Source organism: Salmonella sp. SAL04162 (assembly GCF_046551535.1).
GTDB lineage: Bacteria > Pseudomonadota > Gammaproteobacteria > Enterobacterales > Enterobacteriaceae > Salmonella > Salmonella enterica.
In genome coordinates this window covers 43,680-61,076 of sequence record NZ_JBGDVX010000011.1, presented here as the reverse complement: position 1 = coordinate 61,076, position 17,397 = coordinate 43,680, and the positions used below count along the sequence as shown (strand labels likewise).

18 protein-coding genes are annotated in these 17,397 nt (G+C 55.1%); 10 read left to right on the top strand and 8 right to left on the bottom strand.

What is annotated here, in order from left to right; genetic code table 11:
* Position 1 precedes the first annotated feature (1 nt).
* The 8 genes from elaB to pmrD all read left to right on the top strand — a co-directional run bounded on the left by elaB (position 2) and on the right by pmrD (position 7,768).
* Entirely contained in the window at positions 2–307 is a 306-nt protein-coding gene (elaB, locus tag ACLJRH_RS19610; RefSeq protein WP_001522308.1) for a stress response protein ElaB, read from the top strand.
* Positions 308–408: 101 nt separating this feature from the next.
* Positions 409–1,704, top strand: a complete 1,296-nt coding sequence (menF, locus tag ACLJRH_RS19605; RefSeq protein ID WP_023136803.1) for an isochorismate synthase MenF — start codon at positions 409–411, stop codon at positions 1,702–1,704.
* 85 nt (positions 1,705–1,789) lie between these two features.
* Positions 1,790–3,460: a 2-succinyl-5-enolpyruvyl-6-hydroxy-3-cyclohexene-1-carboxylic-acid synthase gene (gene menD / locus ACLJRH_RS19600; RefSeq protein WP_000116398.1), complete on the top strand. Its 1,671-nt coding sequence runs from the start codon at positions 1,790–1,792 to the stop codon at positions 3,458–3,460.
* Positions 3,457–4,215: a 2-succinyl-6-hydroxy-2,4-cyclohexadiene-1-carboxylate synthase gene (menH, locus tag ACLJRH_RS19595; RefSeq protein WP_023136802.1), complete on the top strand. Its 759-nt coding sequence runs from the start codon at positions 3,457–3,459 to the stop codon at positions 4,213–4,215. The genes menD and menH overlap by 4 nt, the downstream gene beginning before the upstream one ends.
* Before the next feature lie 14 nt (positions 4,216–4,229).
* Entirely contained in the window at positions 4,230–5,087 is an 858-nt protein-coding gene (gene menB / locus ACLJRH_RS19590; protein ID WP_000640013.1) for a 1,4-dihydroxy-2-naphthoyl-CoA synthase, read from the top strand.
* Complete coding sequence (menC, locus tag ACLJRH_RS19585; protein WP_023136801.1) at positions 5,087–6,049, top strand: o-succinylbenzoate synthase; 963 nt, start codon at positions 5,087–5,089, stop codon at positions 6,047–6,049. Before menB ends, menC begins: the two co-directional genes overlap by 1 nt.
* Positions 6,046–7,413 carry an o-succinylbenzoate--CoA ligase gene (gene menE, locus ACLJRH_RS19580; protein ID WP_023136800.1) on the top strand — a complete coding sequence of 456 codons (1,368 nt, stop codon included), beginning with the start codon at positions 6,046–6,048 and terminating at the stop codon, positions 7,411–7,413. The genes menC and menE overlap by 4 nt, the downstream gene beginning before the upstream one ends.
* A gap of 97 nt (positions 7,414–7,510) precedes the next feature.
* Positions 7,511–7,768, top strand: coding sequence for a signal transduction protein PmrD (gene pmrD / locus ACLJRH_RS19575; RefSeq protein WP_000455132.1), 258 nt, complete (start codon positions 7,511–7,513; stop codon positions 7,766–7,768).
* On the opposite strand, the gene arnF is transcribed toward pmrD, so the two are convergent.
* Genes arnF through arnB form a run of 7 tightly spaced genes read right to left on the bottom strand, consistent with a single transcriptional unit; the run spans position 7,763 to position 15,115 of the window.
* Positions 7,763–8,140 carry a 4-amino-4-deoxy-L-arabinose-phosphoundecaprenol flippase subunit ArnF gene (gene arnF / locus ACLJRH_RS19570; RefSeq protein WP_000538694.1) on the bottom strand — a complete coding sequence of 126 codons (378 nt, stop codon included), beginning with the start codon at positions 8,138–8,140 and terminating at the stop codon, positions 7,763–7,765. The two genes, pmrD and arnF, sit on opposite strands and share 6 nt — an antisense overlap.
* Positions 8,140–8,475: a 4-amino-4-deoxy-L-arabinose-phosphoundecaprenol flippase subunit ArnE gene (gene arnE, locus ACLJRH_RS19565; RefSeq protein ID WP_000580688.1), complete on the bottom strand. Its 336-nt coding sequence runs from the start codon at positions 8,473–8,475 to the stop codon at positions 8,140–8,142. Before arnE ends, arnF begins: the two co-directional genes overlap by 1 nt.
* Complete coding sequence (gene arnT / locus ACLJRH_RS19560; protein ID WP_023892213.1) at positions 8,472–10,118, bottom strand: lipid IV(A) 4-amino-4-deoxy-L-arabinosyltransferase; 1,647 nt, start codon at positions 10,116–10,118, stop codon at positions 8,472–8,474. Before arnT ends, arnE begins: the two co-directional genes overlap by 4 nt.
* Complete coding sequence (gene arnD, locus ACLJRH_RS19555) at positions 10,115–11,014, bottom strand: 4-deoxy-4-formamido-L-arabinose-phosphoundecaprenol deformylase (protein WP_000169775.1); 900 nt, start codon at positions 11,012–11,014, stop codon at positions 10,115–10,117. Before arnD ends, arnT begins: the two co-directional genes overlap by 4 nt.
* Positions 11,011–12,993: a bifunctional UDP-4-amino-4-deoxy-L-arabinose formyltransferase/UDP-glucuronic acid oxidase ArnA gene (arnA, locus tag ACLJRH_RS19550; RefSeq protein WP_001630041.1), complete on the bottom strand. Its 1,983-nt coding sequence runs from the start codon at positions 12,991–12,993 to the stop codon at positions 11,011–11,013. Before arnA ends, arnD begins: the two co-directional genes overlap by 4 nt.
* On the bottom strand, positions 12,990–13,973 hold the full coding sequence (arnC, locus tag ACLJRH_RS19545; protein WP_000458893.1) for an undecaprenyl-phosphate 4-deoxy-4-formamido-L-arabinose transferase: 984 nt from the start codon (positions 13,971–13,973) through the stop codon (positions 12,990–12,992). Before arnC ends, arnA begins: the two co-directional genes overlap by 4 nt.
* A gap of 2 nt (positions 13,974–13,975) precedes the next feature.
* Entirely contained in the window at positions 13,976–15,115 is a 1,140-nt protein-coding gene (arnB, locus tag ACLJRH_RS19540) for a UDP-4-amino-4-deoxy-L-arabinose aminotransferase (protein WP_023136798.1), read from the bottom strand.
* Positions 15,116–15,413: 298 nt separating this feature from the next.
* On the opposite strand from arnB, the gene pmrG reads away from it, so the two are divergent.
* Positions 15,414–16,019: a lipopolysaccharide core heptose(II)-phosphate phosphatase PmrG gene (gene pmrG / locus ACLJRH_RS19535; protein ID WP_000879257.1), complete on the top strand. Its 606-nt coding sequence runs from the start codon at positions 15,414–15,416 to the stop codon at positions 16,017–16,019.
* A gap of 45 nt (positions 16,020–16,064) precedes the next feature.
* Here the strand turns inward: pmrG and nudI are convergent, their stop codons facing one another.
* Complete coding sequence (gene nudI, locus ACLJRH_RS19530) at positions 16,065–16,490, bottom strand: nucleoside triphosphatase NudI (RefSeq protein WP_001249897.1); 426 nt, start codon at positions 16,488–16,490, stop codon at positions 16,065–16,067.
* Positions 16,491–16,768: 278 nt separating this feature from the next.
* Between nudI and ACLJRH_RS19525 the strand changes: the two genes are divergently transcribed.
* Positions 16,769–17,311 carry a YfaZ family outer membrane protein gene (locus ACLJRH_RS19525; RefSeq protein ID WP_001562414.1) on the top strand — a complete coding sequence of 181 codons (543 nt, stop codon included), beginning with the start codon at positions 16,769–16,771 and terminating at the stop codon, positions 17,309–17,311.
* Positions 17,312–17,397 lie beyond the last annotated feature (86 nt).

Genomic DNA, 17,397 nt, shown 5'->3' with positions numbered 1-17,397 from the left:
AATGTCATATCAATTTGGTGAATCACGTGTTGATGATGATCTGACTTTGCTCAGCGAAACGCTGGAAGAGGTTTTACGTTCCTCAGGCGATCCCGCCGATCAAAAATACATTGAGCTGAAAGCCCGCGCGGAACAAGCGCTGGAAGAGGTGAAAAACCGCGTAAGCCACGCGTCGGATAGCTATTATTACCGGGCAAAGCAGGCCGTTTATAAAGCGGATGACTACGTTCATGAAAAACCCTGGCAGGGTATTGGCGTAGGCGCGGCGGTAGGACTGGTACTTGGACTGCTGCTGGCGCGGCGCTAAATCCCTCCCACTGAACAGAATTGCAACCCTCCCTAAATGAGGTACTGCTTTTTTAGGGCAGTACCCCGTATAATGTGGGGTTTTTAACAGGGAGGGTCCGCGTGCATTCTATTACTACTGCGCTGGAAAATCTGACGCGTCAGCTATCGCAAGAGATACCGGCGACGCCAGGGCTTTGCGTTTTCGATGCGCCTTTCCCTTTAAACGATGCCTTCGATGCATTGAGCTGGCTGGCCAGCCAGTCATCCTTTCCGCAATTCTACTGGCAACAGCGCAATGGCGACGAAGAAGCTGCCGTTCTCGGGGCAATCACCGTCTTTTCATCGCTCGATCTGGCGCAACAGTTTTTACGTCAGCACGCGCAGCCTGACCTGCGTATTTGGGGGCTGAATGCGTTCGAGCCGAAAGAGGGCTACTTATTGCTGCCGCGGCTGGAGTGGCGACGTAGCGGTGGTACGGCGACCTTACGCTTACATCTGCACAGTGACGTTTCGCTACGCGATGATGCGCGCCAGGCGAAAGCGTTTCTCGCTTCTCTGGTCGGTATTAAGCCTGTTCCGGCGCTGCGCCTTTCGCTCACGAGCGAACAGCACTGGCCGGACAAAGACGGTTGGGTGAAGCTGATTCAGCAGGCCACCCACACCATTGCGCAAGAGGCGTTTGATAAAGTTGTGCTGGCGCGGGCCACCGACTTACAATTCTCCCGTCCGGTCAATGCCGCCGCGATGATGGCGTCCAGTCGTCGTTTAAATCTCAACTGCTACCACTTTTTTATGGCCTTTTCCGCCGATACCGCCTTTCTGGGATCATCGCCGGAGCGGCTCTGGCGGCGGCGTGAAACGGCGCTACGTACCGAAGCTCTGGCCGGGACGGTGGCGAACCATCCGGATAACCATAAAGCCTGGCAGCTTGGCGAATGGTTAATGAAAGACGATAAAAACCAGCGAGAAAATATGCTGGTTGTCGAAGACATCTGCCAGCGACTGCAAAACTGCACCCACTCGCTGGATGTGCTGCCGCCGCAGGTGCTCAGACTGCGCAAGGTACAGCATTTGCGCCGCTGTATCTGGACGGCGCTTAATCAGGCGGACGACACGCTCTGCCTGCACCAGTTACAGCCTACCGCAGCGGTCGCGGGGATCCCTCGTGAACCCGCGCGTTGTTTTATAGAACAACATGAGCCGTTCGAACGTGAATGGTATGCCGGGTCGGCAGGCTATCTCTCCACGCGGCAAAGTGAGTTTTGCGTGACGTTACGTTCAGCCAAAGTGACGGCCAATGTGGTGCGATTGTATGCCGGCGCGGGAATCGTCCGCGGCTCCGATCCGGAACAGGAATGGCAGGAAATAGATAATAAAGCGGCCGGGTTACGTACCTTATTGCAGATGGATGTGTAATGAGTCACATATTCCCGACCCATATCAATAATCCATTTTTGCAGCTCTTTATACTTAGTCCCAATGATTGATACCGGACAAACTCATGTCAGTAAGTGCATTTAACCGGCGCTGGGCGGCGGTCATCCTGGAAGCCTTAACCCGTCATGGCGTCAGGCATGTTTGTATCGCCCCTGGTTCCCGTTCCACGCCGCTCACGTTGGCGGCGGCAGAGAATCCTGCTTTTATTCACCATACGCACTTTGATGAGCGTGGGCTTGGTCATCTGGCGTTAGGGCTGGCGAAAGTCAGCCAACAGCCTGTTGCCGTTATTGTCACTTCAGGTACCGCCGTGGCGAACCTCTATCCGGCCTTGATTGAGGCGGGGCTGACGGGCGAGAAGCTTATTTTACTTACCGCCGATCGCCCGCCGGAGCTGATTGACTGCGGCGCCAACCAGGCGATCCGTCAGGCGGGGATGTTTTCCTCGCACCCCTCCCAAACTCTGTCGTTGCCGCGTCCCACGCAGGATATTCCGGCGCGCTGGCTGGTGTCGACCATCGATAATGCGCTCGCCATGCTTCATGCGGGCGCTCTGCACATTAACTGTCCTTTTGCCGAACCGCTGTATGGCGATATGAATGACACCGGCCTGGTCTGGCAGCAGCGTCTCGGCGACTGGTGGCAGGATGAAAAACCCTGGCTGCGCGAAGCGCGTCGACTGGCAAGCGACAAACAGCGCGACTGGTTCTTCTGGCGACAAAAACGCGGCGTCGTCGTCGCCGGGCGTATGAGCGCGGAAGAAGGCAAAAAAGTGGCGCAGTGGGCGCAAACTCTGGGATGGCCATTAATTGGCGACGTATTGTCGCAAACCGGGCAGCCGCTGCCGTGCGCCGACCTGTGGCTCGGCAACGCCAAAGCGGTGACCGAACTGCAGCAGGCGCAAATTGTCGTCCAGCTTGGCAGTAGCCTTACCGGAAAACGCTTACTGCAATGGCAGGCAACCTGCGAGCCGGAAGAGTATTGGGTAATCGACAATATTGAAGGTCGTCTGGACCCGGCGCACCATCGTGGACGCAGACTGATAGCGAAAATCGCCGACTGGCTGGAGATGCATCCGGCGGAAAAACGTAAACCGTGGTGTGTAGAGATCCCGCGTCTGGCGGAACTGGCGTGGCAACGGGTGGTCGCGCAGCGAGACACCTTTGGCGAAGCACAGCTGGCGCACCGTATCCGCGACTATCTGCCGGAGCAGGGGCAATTGTTCGTGGGCAATAGTCTGGTGGTGCGTCTGATCGACGCGCTGTCGCAGTTGCCGGCTGGCTATCCGGTATACAGCAATCGCGGGGCGAGCGGCATTGACGGCCTGCTTTCCACAGCGGCGGGCGTGCAGCGCGCCAGCGCCAAATCGACGCTGGCTATCGTCGGCGATTTATCCGCGCTGTACGATCTTAACGCGCTGGCGTTACTACGTCAGGTATCCGCGCCGTTTGTGTTGATTGTGGTCAACAATAACGGCGGGCAGATCTTTTCCCTGCTGCCGACGCCGCAAAGCAAACGTGAGCGCTTTTATTTGATGCCGCAAAACGTCCATTTTGACCATGCGGCCGCCATGTTTAACCTGCGCTATCATCGCCCGGAAAACTGGGAAGAACTGGAGTCTGCGCTGGCTGGCGCGTGGCGAACCCCGGCGACGACGGTGATTGAGCTGGTGGTAAACGATACGGACGGCGCGCAGACGTTGCAGCAACTTTTGGCTCAGGTAAGCCATCTATGATGTTGCACGCGCAGCACATGCCCGGACAGCCTGGGGCGCCCTCGCTGGTTTTCCTGCACGGTTTTTCTGGCGATTGCCGTGAATGGCAGCCGGTTGGCGAACAGTTTCACGGCTGTTCGCGGCTCTATATTGACTTACCGGGACATGGCGGATCTGCGGCTATTCCGGTCGGCGGCTTTGCCGATGTCATCAGATTACTGCGCGCTACGTTAATTAGTTACAACATACTAAAGTTCTGGTTGGTGGGATACTCTCTTGGAGGCCGGGTGGCGATGATGGCAGCCTGTCAGGGAATACCAGGCCTGTGCGGCCTGGTGGTCGAAGGCGGTCATCCGGGGCTGCAAAATGAACAGGCGCGCGCTGAAAGACGATTGTCCGACGGGCGCTGGGCAGAGCGTTTTCGTCGTGAACCCCTGACTGAGGTTTTTCACGACTGGTATCAGCAGCCGGTGTTCGCCTCGCTGACGGCGCAGCAAAGGCAGGCGCTGACGGCGCTGCGTAGCCAGAATAACGGCGAAACGCTGGCTGCGATGCTGAAGGCGACATCGCTTGCCGCCCAGCCGGATTTACGCGAGGCGCTCAACGCGCTGGCATTTCCGTTTTATTATTTATGTGGCGAACGCGACAGCAAATTCCGCGCCCTGGCGCAGGAAGTGGCGGCGACATGCCATGTTATTCGTAACGCCGGACACAACGCGCATCGGGAAAACCCCGCTGGCGTGGTAGACAGTCTGGCTCAGATTCTGCGTCTCTGACTAAAGGACACACTATGATCTATCCTGATGAAACAATGCTTTACGCACCGGTAGAATGGCACGACTGCTCGGAGGGTTACACCGACATTCGTTATGAAAAATCCACCGACGGTATTGCAAAAATCACCATTAATCGTCCGCAGGTGCGCAATGCATTTCGTCCGTTGACCGTCAAAGAGATGATTCAGGCGCTGGCGGATGCCCGTTACGACGACAACGTGGGCGTGATTATTCTGACCGGCGAAGGCGATAAAGCGTTTTGCGCGGGCGGCGACCAGAAGGTGCGCGGCGATTACGGCGGTTATCAGGATGACTCCGGCGTGCATCACCTGAACGTGCTGGATTTCCAGCGCCAGATCCGCACCTGTCCAAAACCGGTTGTCGCGATGGTCGCGGGATATTCCATCGGCGGTGGACATGTGCTGCATATGATGTGTGACCTCACCATCGCGGCGGAAAACGCCATCTTCGGCCAGACCGGTCCGAAAGTTGGCTCCTTTGACGGCGGCTGGGGCGCTTCGTATATGGCGCGTATCGTTGGTCAGAAGAAAGCGCGTGAAATCTGGTTCCTGTGCCGCCAGTACGATGCGCAACAGGCGCTGGACATGGGGCTGGTTAACACCGTTGTGCCGCTGGCGGATCTGGAAAAAGAGACCGTGCGCTGGTGCCGCGAAATGTTGCAAAACAGCCCGATGGCGCTGCGCTGCCTGAAAGCCGCGCTGAACGCTGACTGTGACGGTCAGGCGGGTCTACAGGAGCTGGCGGGCAACGCCACCATGCTGTTCTACATGACTGAAGAAGGGCAGGAAGGCCGTAACGCCTTTAACCAGAAGCGTCAGCCTGACTTCAGCAAATTCAAACGGAACCCATAATGCGTAGCGCGCAGGTATACCGCTGGCAGATCCCCATGGACGCGGGGGTGGTTCTGCGCGACAGGCGGTTAAAAACTCGCGACGGGCTGTATGTTTGTCTGCGTGACGGCGAGCGTGAGGGATGGGGAGAGATCTCTCCGCTGCCGGGCTTCAGTCAGGAAACGTGGGAAGAGGCGCAGACGGCGCTCCTGACATGGGTGAACGACTGGCTTCAGGAGAGCGAGGGATTACCGGAGATGCCTTCGGTCGCGTTTGGCGCAAGCTGCGCGCTGGCGGAACTGACTGGCGTCTTGCCGGAGGCGGCGGACTATCGCGCCGCGCCGTTATGCACTGGCGATCCTGACGATTTGGTGCTACGGCTTGCCGATATGCCCGGCGAGAAAATCGCTAAGGTCAAAGTGGGTCTCTATGAAGCGGTACGTGACGGCATGGTGGTTAATTTGCTGCTGGAGGCGATCCCGGATCTGCATCTGCGTCTGGATGCGAATCGCGCCTGGACGCCGCTAAAAGCCCAACAGTTCGCAAAGTATGTTAATCCGGACTACCGCGCTCGTATCGCCTTTCTCGAAGAACCATGTAAGACGCGGGATGATTCCCGCGCCTTTGCCCGTGAAACCGGCATCGCGATTGCCTGGGACGAAAGTCTGCGCGAAGCGGATTTCACCTTTGAAGCCGAAGAGGGCGTCAAGGCTGTGGTTATCAAACCTACGCTGACCGGATCGCTTGATAAAGTGCGTGAGCAAGTCGCTACCGCCCATGCGTTGGGACTGACGGCGGTCATCAGCTCTTCGATCGAGTCCAGCCTCGGCCTGACGCAACTGGCGCGGATTGCCGCCTGGTTGACGCCGGGAACGCTGCCCGGACTGGATACCTTGCATCTGATGCAGGCGCAACAGGTTCGTCCCTGGCCCGGTAGCGCGTTGCCTTGTCTGAAGCGTGATGAGCTGGAACGACTGTTATGACATTCACGGACTGGCCGTGGCGCCACTGGCGTCAGGTACGCAGTCAGGCGCCCGCTCTGCGCCTGAACGATGAAGTGCTAAGCTGGCGCGCCCTCTGTGAGCGTATTGATGCGCTGGCGGATGGGTTTGCCGCGCAGGGCGTACGGGAGGGCGACGGTGTCCTGCTGCGCGCCGGGAATCAGCCGCGCACTGTGTTGGCATGGCTTGCGCTGATGCAGTGCGGCGCGCGGGTTCTGCCCGTCAACCCGCAGTTGCCCCAGACATTGCTGGAGGCGCTGTTACCGGAGTTAACGCTGCGTTTTGCGCTGACACTGGAAGGCGAAAACGTATTTTCCGGGTTAACCGCGTTGCAGATACAAAAGAGCACAGCGGCGTATGCCGTGGCCTGGCAACCGCAGCGTCTGGTTTCTATGACGCTGACATCGGGTTCCACAGGATTGCCAAAAGCGGCTGTACATACGTGCCAGGCGCATCTTGCCAGCGCGCAGGGGGTGCTTTCGCTAATGCCGTTTGGCCCTCAGGATGACTGGCTGCTATCGCTGCCGCTGTTTCATGTATCCGGGCAGGGTATTATGTGGCGTTGGCTCTTCGCCGGGGCGCGCATGACGGTACGCGATAAGCAACCGCTGGAGCAGATGCTGGCAGGGTGTACTCATGCTTCGCTGGTGCCGACGCAGCTGTGGCGGCTGCTGGCGAATCGGGCGGCGGTGACGCTGAAAGCCGTTTTGCTCGGCGGCGCGGTGATTCCGGTTGAACTCACCGACCAGGCCAGCAAACAAGGGATTCGTTGCTGGTGCGGGTATGGGCTCACGGAGTTCGCGTCTACGGTATGCGCCAAAGAGGCCGATGGTTCGGATGATGTTGGCGCGCCGCTCCCCGGAAGAGAGATCAGGATCGTCGATAATGAAGTCTGGCTGCGCGCCGCCAGTATGGCGGAAGGTTACTGGCGTGATGGCAAACTGATCCCGCTGGTTAATGACGAGGGCTGGTTTGCCACGCGCGATCGCGGCGAGCTGAACCACGGCAGGCTAACCATCGCCGGGCGGCTGGACAACCTGTTCTTTAGCGGCGGCGAAGGCATTCAGCCGGAGGAAGTCGAACGCGTTATTAACGCGCATCCGCTGGTGCAACAAGCCTTCGTCGTGCCGGTAGAAGATAAAGAGTTTGGTCATCGTCCCGTTGCGGTTGTGGAGTATGCATCGCAGGCCGGAGACGTGAACCTCGCTGAATGGGTCCGTGATAAGCTGGCGCGTTTTCAACAGCCGGTTCGCTGGTTGACGCTGCCGTCAGAACTGAAAAACGGAGGGATTAAAATATCTCGCCGTGCGCTCCAGCAGTGGGTGTGTGAGAGCTGTAAAAATTAATGTTAGGTTAATATACAACCATTCCATCGCTATTGCCGTTTTGTTTATCCGTTGATGTGTAACGTGTTATGAACAATCAGCGTGAAACGGGGGCGCTATGGAATGGTTGGTTAAGAAATCGCATTATGTCAAAAAGAGGGCGTGCCATGTTCTGGTGCTGTGCGATAGCGGCGGTTCGCTAAAAATGATCGCCGAGGCGAATTCCATGATATTACTGAGTCCCGGCGATATCCTGTCGCCTTTACAGGATGCGCAGTATTGTATTAATCGGGAAAAACACCAGACCTTAAAAATCGTTGATGCACGCTGTTATTCCTGCGACGAATGGCAGCGGTTGACGCGCAAGCCTTCATGATCTGGCGGGCAGAAAAATCAGCATTACCCCCGCCATAATACACAATACGCCGAGCATCGCTTTTAGGCTGAAAGCGCCTTGCAAACCGGGTAACAGCATTGAGGCTACCCAGACAAGCACATAGCTGAGACTCAGTAGCGCATAGGCTTTGCTGAGCGCGAGCGTGTGTAATGTTTTCTGCCAGCAGAAGACGGAAACCAGATACCCCGCCAAACCGGCGAATAGCGCCAGGGTCGCGGCATTAAATGCGCCCAGTCCGGAAATAAACGCCAGTGGATGCGCTATCGATGGCAGCCGCATCATGGCGAATCCTAAACTCAATTGGGCGAGGGAGGCAATCGCAACGCTTATCAGTCCCCACATTACGCCCATTATGCCGCACTCCCCAGAATGATAATGCCGCTGATAATCAATGCGACGCCCAACCAGTGGCGGGGCGGAACCTGTTCATGCCAGATTTTCCATGCCGCCAACGTGACCCAGACAAAATTCAGACTCAACATCGGGTAAGCAATCCCCACCGGCAGGGTTTGTAGCACCAGCAGCCACAGCACCATCGCTGCACCCATGCATATCAGCGCCAGGCCCAGCCACAGCATCAGGTGGCGGCGGCGTCCGCCTGTCGTCAATGGCCGTGTCGCTTGCTTCTGGCAGAGCTGACCGCCAACGCTGAGCAGACTGGCAAGCACCAGAACGACGCCGATCATTTAGGCCGATACTGAATTAACACCAGACGCCCCTGATAATCAATATTGTCCGCAGGGGGGAGGGAAAGAGCGCTGATGTCTTCATCTTTGGCTATTGAAAGTACTAGCGTAATAATGCCCTCCTGACGATGCTGGTTGAGCCAGGCGTTAAAATCGTCGGCTTTAACGAATTTATCCTGCACATCAGGATAGCTAAGACCATACCTGAGTTCGCCCGCGTGTCCGTAGAGCATAATATCGTCTCGTTTCAGACTCCAGGCCAGCCCGGCGGCGACGCCCACGTTGTCGACAAGAATATAGCGGCTTGATGCCAAAGGCACCTGGGTCATTTCGACAAAAAACTGTGGCTGTTTGGACTCCATCACCCTGTCGGGGACGGAAAAGCCGAACAGCAGCGCCAGTCCCAGCGGACAAAACGCGGGTAATAGGTATTTTTGGCTATGACAGAGGCTATACCAGCCCACAAACGCCCAAACAGTAAAGACGCCCCAGACGCAAAAAACTTTATAGGTTTCGATATGCGTCCACACCGGCGATTTCAGCGGGCCCCATGAGGAGACGACAAACGCTGCGACGATCCCGACTAACCCGAACACCAGGTTGATCCCGCCGTTGACACGTAGCGCGGCGACGCCTTCTTTTACGTTATGCAGGACGAAGCGCGCCATGAGTATCGCTATCGGTGCGAAACAGGAAAGAACATAGGTGGGCAGTTTCCCTTTCGCAATGCTGAAAAAGAGAAGCGGCATGATCGTCCATCCAAGCAAATAGAATGCGCCGTTTCGCTCGCGCCAGCCCAGTTTAAGCGCGCCAGGCAGTAATCCCAGCCACGGTAAACTTCCCGCGAGCAGTACCGGCAGATAGTACCAGAAAGGGGCTTTATGCTGGGCATCGCTCATGGCGAATCGCTGGATATGCTCCACCCAGAAAAAGTAATGCCAGAAATCGGCTTCGCGTCGCGCAATGGCGATCGCCCAGGGAAGGACAACCACAAAGCAGCTCAAGACCGCCAGCCAGCCGTATAGCAAAAAGTCCTTCCAGCGTTTCTGAACAATAACCCACGGCAGCACGCTCACCACCGGTACGGCCAGGGCGAGGAACCCTTTAGTTAATACACCCAGACCGCAGGTTGCGCCCAGTAGCAAAAACATCCCAATCTTGCCCGTTCGGGTCGTGGCCTGCATCCCCTGCCAGAAACAACACATCCCGGCCGTAAGCCAAAGCGCGATCATCGGGTCGAGTACCGCATACGTCCCGATACTGTAAACGGCAAAGAGGGAGAGAAAGATCACGGAGGCGAGCAACGCGGTACGTTTATCCCGCCATAAGCGGAACGTCAGCCACGCCACCAGCGCTGCGGCCAGTAATGTCGTCAAAATAGCGCCAGCCCGCACGCCAAAATTGGTAGCGCCAAAAAGCCACTGACCCAGACTGTTTATCCAGTAACCGGCTATCGGTTTTTCAAAATAACGTAATCCCAGAAAATGCGGCACGATCCAGTCGCCAGACGCCAGCATCTCCCGACTTATTTCGGCATAGCGCGTTTCATCCGGCTGCCAGAGCAGGCGGCTATTGACAGGAATAACATAGTAGAGCGCGATAAATGCGGCGAAAGCCAGATAATAGCGTATCGATTTCATCATGAGGCGCTCGCTGCCTGTTGGCACCCCAGCCAACCTTCACGGCCAGGGATGTGTCCACGTACAATTTGCCCCAACGGCAGAGACTCAGGCGATGTCGGCAGCAGTTCGCCCAGAGGACAAAAGGTGATCCCCGCGTCACGTGCACGAACGAGCAAATCTTCAAACAGCGGCTGATGGACAATACCTTCGACTTCCGCATGGATGGTATATACCGGCGTGCCTTTGTCCTGCAACATACGGGAGATAATCCAGGTATTGAACGACTGTGCCTGAACGGCGGGGCCGATAACCTCATCCCATGTGGGTAAGGTGACGGGGATTTGCGGCGTCCCTGTCTGGCCCGGCATCAGTAGCGGACGGAATAAGGTGGTTCCACGGCAATCGCTGTTATACCGCAGGTTGAACGGCTCTTTCGCACGAACAACGCGCCCATCCGCTCGCCAGCCGGCCGCGGCTGAGCAGGTGACGGGTTTTCCGATAATGGCCTCAAGCGCCGTTATGCCGCGCGCGATATCTTCTTCAAGCTGGCGGATACTCCAGTGGCCGCTGTGAGTCTGCCACGCATGGTGATCCCAGGCATGTAGTCCCGTCTCATGGTATGTTGCCGTTTCACGAATAATCCCGGCATTGGCGTTGCCGATATTTTTTCCCGGCCAGGCAGTACCGGCCAGCAGAATATCCCAACCGTAGAGCGAAGCGGCGTTTGAACGTAGCATTTTCCATAAAAATCGCGGTTTTATCAGACGCCAAAGATGACGTCCCATATTGTCCGGCCCGACGCTGAAGAAAAAGCTGGCCTGAACGCCGTGGCGATGCAATGTCTCCAGTAGCCGGGGAACACCTTCACGCGTTCCTCGCAAGGTATCAACATCAATGCGTAAACCGACTTTCGTCATGATGCGCGTTCCGCGATATCTACGCTGCGCAAAAAGAAGTCCAGCGTTTCTTCAACCGTATCCCGCATCGCAATAGACGGTTCCCAGTCCAGACAGCGCCTGGCATTGTCGATACTGGGTTTCCGGTGTGCGACATCCTGATAACCCTTGCCGTAATAACTACGGCTTTCGACGGCCTGGAAACCGGCAAACGGTGGGAAATGGCAGCGCAGCGGATGCTTATCAAAACTGTCGAGCAACAGCGTCGCCAGTTCCTGAATACTGGCTTCGTTGTCAGGATTGCCGATATTAATGATTTTGCCATCGCACCGATCGCCATCATTCACAATAATGCGGAATAAGGCTTCGATCCCGTCACGAATATCGGTGAAACAGCGCTTCTGCTGACCGCCGTCGATAAGCTTTATCGGCGTCCCTTCTACCAGGTTCAGAATCAACTGCGTTATCGCGCGTGAACTGCCGATACGCGCCGCGTTCAGGCTATCCAGCCGCGGCCCCATCCAGTTAAAGGGACGGAAAAGCGTGAAGCGCAATCCCTCTTTTTCGCCATAAGCCCAAATCACCCGGTCGAGAAGCTGTTTGGAAACGGAATAAATCCAGCGTGGCTTATTCACCGGCCCGACGATCAGATTCGATTTGTCCTCGTCAAAAGAGGCGTCCGTACACATGCCGTACACTTCAGAGGTAGACGGGAAAACCACGCGTTTACGGTATTTCACGCAATAACGGATAATCCGCAGGTTTTCTTCAAAATCAAGTTCAAAGACGCGCAGCGGGTTGCGGGTGTATTCAATCGGGGTAGCAATTGCTACCAGCGGCAGTACGACATCGCATTTTTTGACATGGTATTCGATCCATTCTGAGTGGATGCTGATATCTCCCTCCACGAAATGAAAGCGAGGGTGGAGCAGGAATCGGCTAATGGCGTTGCTGCCGATATCCATACCGTAGACCTCGTAATTCTCTTCATTCAGTAACCGTTCGGTCAAATGATTGCCGATAAAACCGTTGACGCCGAGGATGAGAACGCGAATGCGACGTTTACCGCTGGTCGCTGGTGGACGGTTCAAACGAGCGCCCGCCACCAGACCAAGCGTCTGTGCAAGCTGCGAGCCCTGTACAGTAATACCGTCTCCGGCCTGGCCGGTAATAATCTCCAGCGCGCCATCGGCGCAGGCGACCCGCAGCGGAGAGACCGAAATTACCGAGCCGGGAAGCGCGCCCTGCGCATCCGGACAAATTCGGGAAGACCAGATAGTGAATTTTTGCGAGCCGTTATAGCTGAACGCGCCGGGCCAGGGGGCGGCTACCGCCCGCACCAGGTTATGCACAGTGGAAACCGGTTTGTGCCAGTCAATAAGGCCATCTTCCGGCCTGCGGCGACCATAATATGTAGCGTCAGACTCACGCTGAGGAACAGAAGGTATATCGCCGCATTTCATGGTGGGCAGGACGCTATTAAGCAACTGGCGCGCGGCCTGACATAGCTTATGATGCAGGGTAAGCGCAACATCGTCCTGCGCAATAGCGACGCGTTGACTGGCGACAATCTCTCCGGCGTCGGCACGTTTGACCATACGATGCAGCGTTACGCCCGTTTCGCTTTCGCCGTTAACCAGAACCCAGTTTAGCGGCGCACGGCCACGATAGGCAGGCAATAGAGAACCGTGCAGATTGAACGCGCCAGCCGGGGCGAGGTGCAGAATTTCTTCGCTTAACAGGTTACGGTAATAGAACGAAAAAATAATATCCGGCGCAAGCTCAGCGATGCGGTCGACCCAGATAGGATGGTTTACGTTATCCGGCGCATAAACCGGAATACCTAATTCTGCCGCCAGCCGGGAGACGGAGCCAAAAAAGGTGTTTTCCGCAGGATTATCGGCATGAGTGAAAATCGCGGCAATCTCATACCCGGCATCCAGTACGGCTTGCACGCCCTGACATCCCATATCGTGATAGGCAAAAATAACGGCTTTCATTGGTGACTTTCCTCAGTAAACGGCGTGCTTTCCGGGTAGATAACTTGTTGAACAAAATAGCGGGGGCGGGCGCGGACATCGTTATAAATGCGACCGATGTATTCGCCCAGCAGTCCCATACCGATGAATTGCGCGCCGATGAAGGTAAACAGGACGGCAAAGAGCATAAATACGCCTTCCGCCGCCCACTGCGGCCCCAGCGCCAGGCGAAGTACAATAAGCAATACCGACAGGCTAAACCCGCCGATGGCGATAACGCTGCCCAGCAGGCTCAACAGGCGCAGCGGCGTCGTCGTCAGGCAGGTCACCAGGTCATACATCAGGTTAATGAGACGCATAAAACTGTATTTAGAGTCGCCAAATTCACGTTCAGCGTGATGCACCGGGATCTCGGTAGCCCGACGAGCGAAAATGTTGGCCAGAATAGGGATAAAGGTGCTGCGTTCATGGCAGCGCAACATAGTATCGATAATAGGGCGGCGATAGGCGCGTAACATGCAGCCGTAATCGCCCATCGCTTTGCCCGTTGTGCGCTGGATCAGCAGATTAATGATTTTTGACGCCGATTTGCGAAACAGGCTGTCCTGTCGGTTCTGTCGCACGGTGCCTACCACATCGAACCCTTCATCGGCTTTCGCCACCAGGCGCGGGATCTCTTCCGGCGGGTTTTGCAGATCGGCATCCAGCGTAATGATAAGATCGCCGCTTACATGGCTAAACCCCGCCATAATCGCTGCATGTTGACCGTAGTTACGGTTGAGTAAAATAGAGATGATATGGCTATCGGCCTCCTGGGACGCCTTAACCATCAGCTCCGCCGAGCTATCGCTGCTACCATCATCTATCAATAAAATCTCCCACGCTTTGCCCAGACTCTCGCAGGCGGTGGTGGTGCGTCTTATCAATTCCGGCAGGCTTTCCTGTTCGTTATAGACAGGAATAACCACCGAGACTTTTTTTATGGGGGCGGCGTCAAACATGCTTATTGTCCTGCTATCTGATGAAGGGCGGTAATGACCCGATCAAAGTCACTCTCGGTCATGTCCGGGAAGAGCGGCAGTGAGCAGATCCGCTCGCTGTTCCACTCGGTGTCAGGCAGCGTGAGCGTTGGGAAACGTTCGCGATAATATTTTTGCGTATGCGCGGCGCGGAAATGCAGCCCTGTGCCGATGCCTTTCGCTTTCAGCGATGCCATCAGAGCATCCCGGGTAATACCGCAGCGGGCTTCATCGACCCGGATAATGAATAAATGCCAGGCGTGAATATGCTCCCACGACGGAAGGCTCAGAGGCTGAAAAGGCAGGCCTGCCATTGCCTGGTGGTACTGCGCTGCGATGGCGGCGCGGCGAGCGTTAAGCGTATCCAGTTTCTGTAACTGGGCAAGCGCGATAGCGGCGTTGAGGTCGGGCAAATTATATTTGTAGCCCGGCGCCAGGACTTCCGCTTGTGGCGCGCGTCCTCCGCTCTGTCGATCCCAGGCATCAACGCCAAGCCCGTGAAACTTGAGACTGCGCAGTTTATCGGCGAATTGCGGGTTATCCGTGACGACGATACCGCCTTCAGCGCAGGTAATGTTCTTAATGGCGTGGAAGGAGAAAATCGCGGTGCCCCGGGCGCCAATGTGGCGACCTTTGTAGCTGGTTCCTGTCGCGTGCGCCGCGTCTTCAATCACCGGAATGCCATAACGCTCGCCAAGAGCGTAAATAGCGTCCAGATCGGCGGGCGCGCCAGCGTAGTGGACGGGGATAATTGCTTTGGTTTGTGGCGTAATCGCGGCTTCAATATGTTCAGGCGTGACCATCAGCGTATCGCGATCGACATCGACCATGACGGGGTTCGCGCCGAGTAAAACGATCATATTTAGCGTAGAAACCCACGTCATTGACGGTGTAATGACCTCGTCGCCTTCACCAATGCCCAGCGCCATCAACGCGATGTGCATACCGGCAGTGGCTGAACTGACGGCAACGGCATATTGATTGCCTGTTAGCCGACAAAACTCCGCTTCCAGTTCCTGATTTTTCGGGCCGGTTGTTATCCAACCTGAGTCCAGTACGGTCTTAACGGCAGCGAGCTCTTCCGCGCCCATCGCCGGACGAGAGAAAGGCAAAAAGTCCGACATCATTTTTCCTTCAGCCATTGAAAGCCGCTTTTCAAATATTTCGGGAATAGAAAAGGGCTTATTTTTTAACGCATTTAACTGAACCCTACTGGATGAATATTAAATTAACATTAAGAAATTAAGGTGAAGTAAAAAGATAATTTTTAACGGAATTATGCTTTGCTTTCGCCGAAAGTTTAAGGCATTTTATGCATGCCCAAAAGCTGTTTTTATGTTTCTGGCCTGGTCTTCCGTTGCGGAATTTCATTTTAATCGTATTGCTATTAAGTTAGCTGCACTGTCTGCCTGAGAGGTTAATGTGCTGGCATTTACCCTACGCTTTATTAAAAACAAACGCTATCTCGCGACTCTGGCGGGGGCGTTGGTTATTATCGCCGGGTTGACCTCACAACATGCCTGGAGTGGTAACGGTCTACCGCAGATTAACGGTAAAGCGCTGGCGGCGCTGGCGAAACAGCATCCGGTAGTCGTGTTATTCCGCCATGCCGAGCGGTGCGATCGTTCCGATAATACCTGCCTGTCAGACAGCACGGGGATTACGGTCAACGGTGCGCAAGACGCCAGAGCGCTGGGTAAAGCCTTTAGTGCCGATATACAAAATTACAATCTCTATTCCAGTAATACGGTGCGCACCATCCAGTCGGCAACCTGGTTTTCTGCGGGCAGGTCGCTTACGGTGGATAAAAAAATGATGGATTGCGGCAGCGGTATTTATGCTTCAATCAATACGTTGCTGAAAAAGTCGCAGAATAAAAATATAGTCATTTTTACCCATAATCATTGTTTGACGTATATTGCAAAAAATAAGCGCGGCGTAAAGTTTGATCCGGACTATCTTGATGCGCTCGTTATGCATGCGGAAAACGGAAAACTCTTTTTAGATGGTGAATTTGTTCCCGGCTAGCCGGCATGTTAAAAGCGTAAAGACAGCCTGAAGCGGCTGTCGTCATTATAATAACCCTTTCAATGCTAATGTGTGGCGTGTCGCTACATTCAAATCATACAGCGCCAGTTCTTCTGGCTTGACCCAGGCGTAGTCCTGAAATTCGTCGTTAATACATATATCGCGATTAGCGGAAACACAGTCGAAGATGAGATAAATCATATAAATCTCTTCTTGTCTGCCATCAGCGTACGTTTTAACACGGATATCGTCGCGGAAGGTCCACGGCGTAATATCGCTCAGAATCAGTTGTTCGCCGAGTTCTTCCCGAACCTCCCGACGCAGTGCCTCTTCAATGTGTTCGCCTGGCTCGACCCCACCGCCCGACAGCGCCCACTGACCGGGAAAGACGCCGCGGTTGTCGGCCATTTTGCACAGCAGATAACAGCCATCATTTTGAATTAATGGGCAAACTATAGTTCGTTGACGCATAAGTCGCTTCCTTAAACCACCAGGACATCAGCTTAACAAATCATTCTGCGAAATTCTTTGTGAAAAATGGAAGCGATAACGCAGACTGCGTTTTTGGTTAATTTTGTTGATGCAGGCGTCGCCATGTGATGGCGCAATGATGCGTCATGGCGAAAGTAGTATTTCGTTACAATATGTTTTTGGAATGGTTTCTTAGTGCATTGATTCCTCAGCGTCTGGCAGTACAATTCTGCCGTTTTGGGGAGTTTTTCTTTATGTGCTTGCTGGAAAGGGTAAAAATGAAAAAAAGCATATTATTAGGTTTTGCCGGAATGCTGTTCGTTTCTGCATCGGCGCAGGCTATCAGTATTAGCGGCCAGGCGGGCGAAGATTACACCAACATTGGCGTGGGTTTTGGTACGGAATCGACGGGACTGGCGCTAAGCGGTAACTGGATGCACAACGATGATGATGGCGATGCTGCGGGCGTTGGTCTGGGGCTGAACATTCCGGTGGGACCGCTGCTGGCGACGGTCGGCGGTAAAGGTATTTATACCAATCCGAAAGACAGTGATGAAGGCTATGCGGCGGCTGTCGGCGGTGGGTTACAATGGAAAATCGGCGACAGCTTCCGTCTGTTCGGCGAGTATTATTATTCACCAGATTCGCTGTCCAGCGGTATCGAAAGTTATGAAGAAGCGAATGCAGGCGCGCGTTTCACCATTATGCGCCCGCTGAGCATTGAAGCCGGTTATCGTTACCTGAACCTGGCGGGTAAAGACGGCAACCGCGACAATGCGATTGCTGACGGCCCTTATGTTGGTGTAAACGCCAGCTTTTGATGCTAACGGCGCGGCAATCGTCGCGCCATATTCCTCCTTTTCCCGTCATTCTTCTTTCCACGTCATATTCGTCTTTGCGTTATAGT